The following is a 9,424-nucleotide window of genomic DNA, read 5'->3' on the forward strand; positions in this document are numbered from 1 at the left end:
AATGCAGGGGGCAATGACTGTTTTCGCCACCAATCTTAAGAGAATCCTCAAAATAATATAGGAAACAATAGCTCTTGTCCTAATTCTTTAAATGAGCTTTTTTAAGTCGATGTAAGCTCTTTAAAAATACTGCAAAAATAATAAAAGCTTGTAACAGAATTATTAATTAATCCGTTACAAGCTTTCTTTTTAATCCCTAAAAAAGCATCTTGTCTAAATTAGGCCTAGTTTTTCAGTGCCCTCAAATAAATTTGGAACCCTTTTTTATTTTTGGTAAAGTAACGATTGGTTAACTTCAAAAGTGATGGTTTCGTCATCATTTACGAAATATTTGAGCAGCACTTCACCCCAATATTCTCCATCGCTAAAATCAGCAATAATCCAACGGTGATTTAATACTTTCACCTTATTGATGATAAATTTGTTCGTGCCAATTTGATCTTGACCTACATACGGATTCCCTTTTGGGTTTGAATTCAAATCCAATAATTTTTCTGTTACAAACGGAATTAGTTTTTCGTACTGAATAACTTTTTTACTATTTCCCGATTCAAAATAATTTTGAGCATTTTCATTTTTCTCTAACGAGAAATAATTAGCATCGTTCAGTTTTGTTGTAACAGATGCCAAACTATCTTTTAATCTTTTGGTGGTCTTATCAAATAAGTTCTGTTCAAATTCAACTTGTTTGCTTAAAAACATATAGGTAAAAACATTCATAAGCGCTACTAAAATAAAGGCATACAGGAAAAACGATTTTTTCATTGTGGTTGTGTTATAAAGTAATTTCTAAATTATCAAAGGCAAGGAAAACATTGGGAGGCAATTGCTTTTGCACGGCATCATGAAAACCTAAAAGATGACTTATATGCGTCAAATAGGCTTTTTTTGGTTTAACCAATGCTATAAAATCCAAAGCTTCCTCTAAATTAAAATGTGTACTATGTGGCTCTTCTCTCAGCGCATTCACTACTAAAACATCCAAGCCCATTAGCTTATTTGTTTCTTCAGCGTCAATAGTTTTAACATCCGTGAGATAGGCAAAATCATCAATTCGATACCCAAAAACCTGAAGATCTCCATGCATCACATTGATAGGAATAGCTATTTTATCGCCCACAGCAAAAGGTTGATTATTTACCACCTCAATTGTTTTTACCGATGGAGCACCGGGATATTTGTTGACAGTTTCGAAGATATATCCAAAACGCTGATGCAAATTATCTATAACTCTAGAGTGTGCATATACCGGAATTTCACCTTGTCGAAAATTAAAAGGACGAATATCATCAAGACCCGCTGTATGGTCAGCATGCTCATGAGTAAATAAAATACCATCAACTCTATCACAGTTAGAAGCTAACATTTGCTGCCTAAAATCGGGTCCACAGTCAACTACAAAGGTATTATTAGGCCAAGAAATCATTATGGAAACACGTAGTCGTTTGTCTTTAGTATTAGAACTTAAACAAACTGGATGCGTACTCCCAATGATGGGAATACCTTGCGATGTACCAGTACCTAAAAAATATACCTTCACTACAATTTAATTTTTTTACAAAAATAGGATTAATTCTCTTTCATTAGAAACCTAATTAATTAACTTTGTAACATATTACCCATATTTAAAGAAAAATGGATACTGAAATAAAATTAAAAGGTGACAAAGTCATCAATCAAATACCTTCGATCAAAGATAAAGCACTCCGTATCAATCTAAATGATAACATTTACGGAACATTTGCTGAAATTGGTGCTGGGCAAGAAACGGTGAGGCATTTTTTTAGATCAGGTGGTTCCTCAGGAACGATTGCGAAAGCAATGTCAGCTTATGACAAAGATTTTAGTGATTCTATTTATGGAATCGAAGAAGACGGCCGTTATGTTACTGAAAGTCGTTTGAAAAAAATGATTACCATGGAAGGTCAATTGATTGAAAAACGTTTAAGTAGGGAAAAACACCCTAATAAAATGTTCTTTAGTTATGCCAACACCGTTGCAACTATTGATTTTGCCAAACAATTTAAAGGACACGGTTGGGTTGGTATTCGTTACCAAATTGAACCCGACGAAGATTATAACGAAATTATATTGCACATTCGCTTTAAGGAAACTGATGCTCGTTTACAACAAGAAACATTAGGAATTCTTGGCGTTAACTTAATATACGGTGCTTACTACAAGTACAATGACCCTAAACGTTTGTTACGTTATTTATATGATCACTTAGATAAGGATCAACTCGAAATTGATACGATTAACTTCTCAGGTCCTCGATTTGCTGATGTAGACAACCGATTGATGAGTTTGCAATTAGTAAAAAACGGTATGACCGATGCGGTAATGTTTGATCCTAACGGAAAAAACATCCTTCCTGCTGCCATTTTGTACAAAAAAAATATCCTAGCCTTGAGAGGAAGTTTCCGTCCTGTAACCAAGGTAAATATGGACATGTATAAAAAGTCACTTGAAATGTTCCTTGAGGAAAGTAAGGTAGAAAAAGAAAACACGCTTGTTGTGTTTGAAATTACTCTTTCTAATCTACGATCTGATGGTGAAATTGACGAGCGCGACTTTATGGATAGAGCGGAATTGCTATGTTCCTTAGGGCAAACGGTAATGATCTCTAACTTTCAAGAATATTACAAAGTAGTTGAATATTTCTCTAACTATACTAAAGCCCGAATGGGATTAGCCATGGGAGTTAATAACCTAGTAGATATATTTGACGAGAAGTACTACCGCCATTTGAGTGGAGGAATTCTAGAGGCCTTCGGAAAACTATTTTTTAGAGACATGAAGGTATTTTTATATCCTATGTTAGATGAAAATGGAGAAATCATCAATTCTGAAAATTTAAAGGTACACCCTCGAATGAAAGAATTGTACAAGTTTTTTAAATTCAATGGAAAAGTAACTGATATCACTGATTATGATCGTGAGACTCTTGAAGTCTTTTCACGTGAAGTATTAAAAATGATTAATGAAGGTAGACCGGGATGGGAACCTATGTTACCCGCAGGTATTGCTGAGATTATCAAGGAGCATTACCTTTTTGGTTATGATCCAAATAAACAATTACAAGCGACCAATTAATCTACGTAAGGAAATAAATAATAAAATAGATATATAACACTATATGGTTTGGAGTATTTTAGGAGCTGTAAGTTTGTTTTTTAACATTGCAAAAACAGACAAACTAGTAAGTAATAATTCAGAATTTATTTCAACAAATAAAACTCATTTAGTAGAAAACACTACCACAATAAATAACTCAAACTTTAGTTCACCAAATACAAACACTAGATTGCTTTTTATAAAGAGAGTCTCTTATGCTGCATCAAACTTGCTAAAAGACACTGTTTACAAAAATGAAAAGTCTCGCTCGTCAGTACATCCTACTAGCAACCCATCTAAAAAGATTGAAATAGTAACGTACCGAATTTATTTTAATGGAACTATTGAAAAACACATTCCTAAAGTAGTAGCTGAGGCAAATAAAAATAAATACAAATACGAATATTTTCCTAAAAAAGGGACATCCATTGACCTAGGAACATACAAAATAAAAAAAACGATTGCCTATAAAGGTAAACCGGGCGAATATGTAAATTTGATTAACTTGGAAACTGTTCCTAAGTACTTCAAGAAAAAGGAATACCAATACCATTTTAATATCGATTCTAGAAGATCGTTTGTAAACGAAAAAACATTAGCTAGCTTTTTTGGCGCCATGCTTGATGTTAATTATTTAGATATAAGTTGCAATGGCTTTAGTCACGAGGATGGCTCTTCTAAACCAAGTCGAAGTCATATTAATGGGAATAATGGTGATTTTAAATATTTAAGAGCTACCAAGGAACTACGATGCGGGCCGGGAACAAGCTTAAATATTAGTAAGTCTGCTGATTTATTAGATTACTCGAGACAGAATAAATGGAATGATGCCTTGTACAAATTTGGTTGGAAAAAAATGCTTGGTTGGACCTACACCATCAAACGCAAGACGAATAAACTACATCACATAGATCATAAAACAACTAATCATTACCATCATTTACATGTTCAAAAATACGAACCGGATTTTAAAGAAATAAAGCAATGAAAAAAATTACATTTTTAATCCTAGTACTTGTTGTTTGCGCTTGTAAAAAAGAAGATAGTAACACTGCAATACCAGCACCTCCGCCGATGCAATCTTTGCCTGCAACTAATTTTATTTACAGTTCAAAGTCACTGGAAAAGCACATAAAGTTTAATTCAGAGCTTAGCCAATATGAACTAGTTCAGCTAGAGAACCCGCAGTCATTTAGCATTACTGAACTTAATTTTCCTGTTAAAGAAAATGAGTTTGAATATAATAAATCAAAAGATTTTAAGTTTTATACGCCCTTTAATTTTGAAAAAGATAAAATTGAATACAAGGTTATCACTTACCATTCCTATGGTGAAAATGATACCAAAGTACTCAATGTGCAACTAAATAGTTATTCAGATGGAAAACCAATCGATGCTTTATTACTAGACTGTAGGTTTGTTTTTGAAACCGAATACTATCGTGAATTCTCAATTAAAGAAGATGGAACGATACTGATTAAAAAAGTTACTATTAATGGTTTGAATTATGACGATGATGGGAATATAATTGGTACGAAAGCAGTAAAAGATACCACTACAGAAAACTTAAATTACAAATTAAACAGTACCGGAAGTTTTACAAAAATATAAGTTGTTTGCAAACTAAGCACAAAAAAAAGTTCTAAAATTATTTAGAACTTTTTTTTATTTGGAGGCTACTACTTTAAAATTTGCGCAGCATGCTCTTTAGTCTTCACTTTATCGATAACCTCCTCTATAATTCCGTTTTCGTCGATTACAAAGGTTGTTCTATGGATGCCGTCATATTCCTTTCCCATGAACTTTTTAGGTCCCCATACTCCAAATGCTTCAATTACAGCTCTATCTTCATCGGCTAGTAAAGGAAAGGGGAAGCTGTATTTTTCTTTAAATTTAGCTTGTTTACTTGCAGCATCCGCACTTACTCCTAAAAGGGCAAAATTATTAGCCTCGAATCGCTCAAAATTATCTCTTAAATCACAAGCTTCGGCAGTACAACCCGGTGTACTTGCTTTAGGATAGAAGAAAACTACTAGTTTTTTTCCTTTATAATCGGCTAAGCTATGGGAATTACCGTCTTGATCTAATGCTGAAAATGCAGGAGCTTTGTCCCCTTTTTTTAATGTTGTCATAATAATGTATTTTGATATCAAGTTTGTTGTAATTGATTTTATTGTTCGGACTAGTTCCGCCCCAGATGGTCGTGGAAAGCCCGGAGGTAAAAAACTGTTTTTTTCTTGGCGAAAAAGAGCGACCAGAGGAAGCTACTTTTTTGACTTTAGAAAAAAAGTTTTTTAAGGAGGACTTGCAACAGACAGCTGGATTAGGCGCTTGATAAAAATTATAGTATTTTTACAAGATATAAATTTACAAAAATGACAAAGCAAGAACGGGTAACGTTTGTTATAAATACGTTAAAAGAATTGTATCCAACAATCCCAATTCCGTTAGACCATAAAGATCCTTACACGCTTTTAATTGCTGTTTTGCTGTCAGCACAATGTACAGATGTGCGTGTGAACCAGATTACACCTTTGCTTTTTGCCAAGGCAGATAATCCGTATGATATGGTTAAAATGTCGGTTGAAGAAATTAAGGAGATTATACGTCCTTGTGGATTAACTCCTATGAAATCGAAAGGAATTCATGGATTATCCCATATTTTAATTGATAAACATGGCGGAAAAGTGCCTGAAAGTTTTGAGTATTTAGAAGAGCTTCCTGCCGTGGGACATAAAACTGCGAGTGTGGTGATGTCTCAAGCTTTTGGAGTGCCGGCCTTTCCTGTAGATACGCATATTCACCGCTTAATGTACCGATGGAATTTAACTAATGGTAAAAATGTAGTTCAAACAGAGAAAGATGCCAAACGCCTTTTTCCTGAGGAAATTTGGAATGATTTGCATTTACAAATAATTTGGTACGGCCGAGAATACTCTCCAGCGCGAGGTTGGGATATTGAAAAGGATATCATCACCAAAACGATTGGCAGAAAATCAGTACTTGCCACTGCTACCAAAAAATAAACTTCCCTAAAATATATAATTTTAGGGAAGTTTAGATTGGATTAGCAACACCTAGTTTGCCATAATTTCGATATTTAGATTACCCACTTTGGCAATCGATAGCGCTTTAGAATAGTTGAGTAAAAAAGAAACTATTTCTTTTTTAGGTTTCATTGACTTAGGAGCCAATGCATTCTTAGAGTAAATTTTTGCCATGTTCTAACTATTTTGTTTTTATATTGAACGCAGCATATTCTAAAATAGTATCAATTGGTTAAAACAATTTGATGTTTGTCAATAACTTTTCTCAAATTCATTAAGGCGTAGCGCATACGTCCTAAGGATGTATTGATGCTAACCCCAGTGATTTCAGCGATTTCCTTGAAACTCATGTCTTGGTACATGCGCATGATTAAAACTTCTTTTTGATCCTGAGGAAGTTCGTCGATTAGCCGTTTAATATCACTTTCTACTTGATCGGATATAATTTTACCCTCGATTGTTAATGAGTCATCTGACATTATTGAAAAAATAGAAAACTCCTCAGTTTCTCTAAACAAAGGCATTTTTTTATTTTTCCTGAAATGATCAATGATAAGGTTGTGCGCTATTCGCATCACCCAAGGAAGAAACTTACCTTCTTCGTTGTATGACTTGGATTTTAGCGTTTTGATTACTTTTATGAAAGTATCTTGAAAAATATCGTTGGAAGTGTCTCTATCTGCAATTTTAGAGTAGATAAAGCCATAAATTCTGGATTCATGTCTTTTGATTAAAACAGATAATGATTCTTCATTACCAGCTATGTAATCTTGCACTAATAATGCATCAGGGGTTTGTATATTAGCTATCATAGTAATACTTTTTAGTATAGTTGAAATTTGGGATAATTTTCTAAAAAGTAGTTTTTTACTATAGGCTAATAATAATTTTTAATTGTTTATTAATCAAATTTAGTAAAATATTTATTTTAAACAACATTTAACACCAATAAAAAAATATTTTTTGCATTTTAACGTTGCAAAAAATATTTTTTAAGGTAATACATTGTTATACATCCTGCTAACTCTCCGTTCCACTTCTATACATTATTGATACACTTTGACATAGTCAATTAAAAACTCCTGTGGAAAGATTGTATCGTCAACTTCAGGGCCACCAAAATTACCTCCGATAGCTACATTTATCAAGATAAAAAAAGGCTTATCATATGGCCAAGTGTTCTCATTTTTCACCGTTGGGTTAAACGAATATACTAATTTATGATCCACGAAAAAATCGATTTTATCTTTAGTCCAATCAATAGCATACAAATGAAAACCCTGTTCTATGCCCTCAAATTTCGTTTTTTTAGTATTAATAGTATTACCATGGCTATCTTGGGTATGCAAGGAAGTGAATATAGTACTAGGCTCTTTACCTACGTATTCTAAAATATCAATTTCACCACATTTAGGCCAACCTACTTGATCAATATTTGCTCCTAGCATCCAAAAAGCGGGCCAAATTCCTTGACCACGCGGTATTTTAGCTCTCGCCTCTATATAGCCATAAGTGAATTCCTTTTTGCCCTTGGTATTCATTCTCGTAGCTGCATATTTTCCCTCCTTATTAGAAGCAACAATTACGAAATTGCCATCAACCAAATGATGGTTTTCCTTGGAATACAATTGTCTTTCATTATTACCCCAGCCACAGTTAGGACAACCATCACCAACTTCTAAATTCCAATCTTTCGCGTTTAATTCCTTTCCACTAAACTGCTCTTCCCATACCAATTTTTTACCTTTGGGTTGAGCTATAGCTAGCGTGCTAAACAACAGTATTACTATTTGTTTTTTCATTATTTAGTCATTTCGATAACTGAACCTTTTTTCAAGCGTAGTATCAGAGTTAGTACCAACAAAGACTTTAAAATCGCCCTCTTCAGACTCCCATTTACGATTTGCTGTAAAAAATTCAATTGTTTTTTTATTAATTTTAAAAAGTACATCCTTAGATTGCCCAGGTTGTAACTCGATCATTTCAAAACCTTTAAGCTCTTTAACTGGACGGGTTACTGATGCTATTTCATCTCTAATATACAGCTGTACCACTTCCTTACCAGCATACTTACCTGTGTTTTTAACATTAACTGATACCTCAATTTCATCAGTCGTATTGAAAATATCACGGTTTAGTTTAAGATTAGAATACTCAAATTTAGTATAACTCAATCCAAAACCAAAAGGATAAACAGCTGTGTTTTTTTCGTCAGTATAATGAGACCAGAAAACACTTTCGGGTTCATTCATTATTGGTCGACCTGTATTTTTATAGTTGTAGTAAAGAGGCAATTGGCCCACGCTTCTAGGAAAAGTCATTGGTAATTTTCCGCTTGGATTGTAATCCCCGTATAAAACTTGTGCAATTGCATTTCCGCTTTGTGTTCCTAATTGCCAGCCTTCAACTATTGCAGGAATTGTATCCGCTGCCCACGGAATCGTTAACGGTCGTCCGTTGTTAAGTACCAAAACTATATTTTTATTTACTTTGTAAATTGTTTCTAATAATTCTTGTTGTACACCTGGCAAACCAATTTCTGCCCTACTTCGTCCTTCCCCAGATTGTAAACCATGTTCCCCTAAGGACATAATTACTACATCAGCCCCTTTAGCGGCTGCAATTGCTTCTGCAAAACCTGACTTATCAGTTGTATTAATTTTAGTTTCCCAAACAAACTGTGTTCTTCCTGTCACGACATCTGCACCTTTAACATAGGAGATTTGGTTTCCTTTGTACTGCTGCAGCCCTTCTAATAGTGAAACAGCAGAATTGTCATCGGCAGCGATTCGCCAGCTTCCTAGCGGACTTGTTTTATCATTTGCTAAAGCTCCGATTACTACAATTTTTTGACCTGATTTTTTTAAAGGAAGTAATTGGTTTTCATTTTTCAAGAGAACAATTGATTTCTTAGCCATATCTAAGACACCTTCTTGGAAAGCTGCTTTACCTACCGTTTCTTTTTCATAGTTTTCATCACAATATAAATAAGGATTATCAAATAGTCCCAATTCAAATTTAACTTTCAAAATTCGTCTTGCAGCATCATCAATAAGAGCTTCTTTGACTTTACCTTCTCTAACCAAAGCTACCAAGTGATCCACATAAGCACTTGATTCCATATCCATATCAGAGCCTGCATTCATAGCAATTTCAGCGGCCTGCTTACTATCTTTTGCATAACCATGTGCTATCATTTCATTAATAGAACCCCAATCAGAGACTACAAATCCATCAAATTTCCATTCGCCTTTCAATAT

The 9,424-nt window shown here is 34.0% G+C and carries 12 protein-coding genes; 5 read left to right on the plus strand and 7 right to left on the minus strand.

Annotated features, from left to right (window positions below; all coding sequences use genetic code 11):
- Positions 1-264 precede the first annotated feature (264 nt).
- Together P8M54_RS09615 and P8M54_RS09620 are read right to left on the minus strand one after the other, a co-directional pair.
- Positions 265-765 carry a hypothetical protein gene (locus tag P8M54_RS09615; RefSeq protein WP_300287604.1) on the minus strand — a complete coding sequence of 167 codons (501 nt, stop codon included), beginning with the start codon at positions 763-765 and terminating at the stop codon, positions 265-267.
- A 10-nt stretch (positions 766-775) separates the two neighbouring features.
- On the minus strand, positions 776-1,540 hold the full coding sequence (locus P8M54_RS09620; protein ID WP_300287606.1) for an MBL fold metallo-hydrolase: 765 nt from the start codon (positions 1,538-1,540) through the stop codon (positions 776-778).
- Between the two features lie 95 nt (positions 1,541-1,635).
- Between P8M54_RS09620 and P8M54_RS09625 the strand changes: the two genes are divergently transcribed.
- Genes P8M54_RS09625 through P8M54_RS09635 form a run of 3 tightly spaced genes read left to right on the plus strand, consistent with a single transcriptional unit; the run spans position 1,636 to position 4,728 of the window.
- Positions 1,636-3,096 carry a TonB-dependent receptor gene (locus P8M54_RS09625; RefSeq protein ID WP_300287609.1) on the plus strand — a complete coding sequence of 487 codons (1,461 nt, stop codon included), beginning with the start codon at positions 1,636-1,638 and terminating at the stop codon, positions 3,094-3,096.
- 43 nt (positions 3,097-3,139) lie between these two features.
- Positions 3,140-4,105 (plus strand): hypothetical protein, encoded by a 966-nt coding sequence (locus tag P8M54_RS09630; RefSeq protein WP_300287611.1) that lies wholly within the window; start codon positions 3,140-3,142, stop codon positions 4,103-4,105.
- The gene (locus tag P8M54_RS09635) at positions 4,102-4,728 is read left to right on the plus strand and encodes a hypothetical protein (RefSeq protein ID WP_300287613.1); all 627 of its coding nucleotides are present in this window, start codon (positions 4,102-4,104) and stop codon (positions 4,726-4,728) included. The genes P8M54_RS09630 and P8M54_RS09635 overlap by 4 nt, the downstream gene beginning before the upstream one ends.
- A 68-nt stretch (positions 4,729-4,796) precedes the next feature.
- On the opposite strand, the gene bcp is transcribed toward P8M54_RS09635, so the two are convergent.
- Positions 4,797-5,249, minus strand: a complete 453-nt coding sequence (gene bcp / locus P8M54_RS09640; protein WP_300287615.1) for a thioredoxin-dependent thiol peroxidase — start codon at positions 5,247-5,249, stop codon at positions 4,797-4,799.
- 32 nt (positions 5,250-5,281) lie between these two features.
- Between bcp and P8M54_RS09645 the strand changes: the two genes are divergently transcribed.
- On the plus strand, positions 5,282-5,452 hold the full coding sequence (locus P8M54_RS09645) for a hypothetical protein (protein ID WP_300287616.1): 171 nt from the start codon (positions 5,282-5,284) through the stop codon (positions 5,450-5,452).
- A gap of 40 nt (positions 5,453-5,492) precedes the next feature.
- The gene (gene nth / locus P8M54_RS09650) at positions 5,493-6,143 is read left to right on the plus strand and encodes an endonuclease III (protein ID WP_300287617.1); all 651 of its coding nucleotides are present in this window, start codon (positions 5,493-5,495) and stop codon (positions 6,141-6,143) included.
- A 51-nt stretch (positions 6,144-6,194) separates the two neighbouring features.
- Here nth and P8M54_RS09655 read toward each other — a convergent pair whose 3' ends face one another.
- The 4 genes from P8M54_RS09655 to P8M54_RS09670 all read right to left on the minus strand — a co-directional run.
- Entirely contained in the window at positions 6,195-6,338 is a 144-nt protein-coding gene (locus tag P8M54_RS09655) for a hypothetical protein (RefSeq protein ID WP_300287618.1), read from the minus strand.
- 50 nt (positions 6,339-6,388) lie between these two features.
- Positions 6,389-6,973, minus strand: coding sequence for a sigma-70 family RNA polymerase sigma factor (locus tag P8M54_RS09660; protein ID WP_300287622.1), 585 nt, complete (start codon positions 6,971-6,973; stop codon positions 6,389-6,391).
- Between the two features lie 237 nt (positions 6,974-7,210).
- The gene (locus tag P8M54_RS09665; RefSeq protein WP_300287620.1) at positions 7,211-7,966 is read right to left on the minus strand and encodes a glycoside hydrolase family 16 protein; all 756 of its coding nucleotides are present in this window, start codon (positions 7,964-7,966) and stop codon (positions 7,211-7,213) included.
- Between the two features lie 3 nt (positions 7,967-7,969).
- Positions 7,970-9,424 (minus strand): glycoside hydrolase family 3 C-terminal domain-containing protein (locus tag P8M54_RS09670; protein WP_300287621.1); only part of this gene is annotated, 1,455 nt, incomplete at its 5' end.

It is taken from the genome of Flavobacterium sp., assembly GCF_029242675.1.
GTDB lineage: Bacteria > Bacteroidota > Bacteroidia > Flavobacteriales > Flavobacteriaceae > Flavobacterium.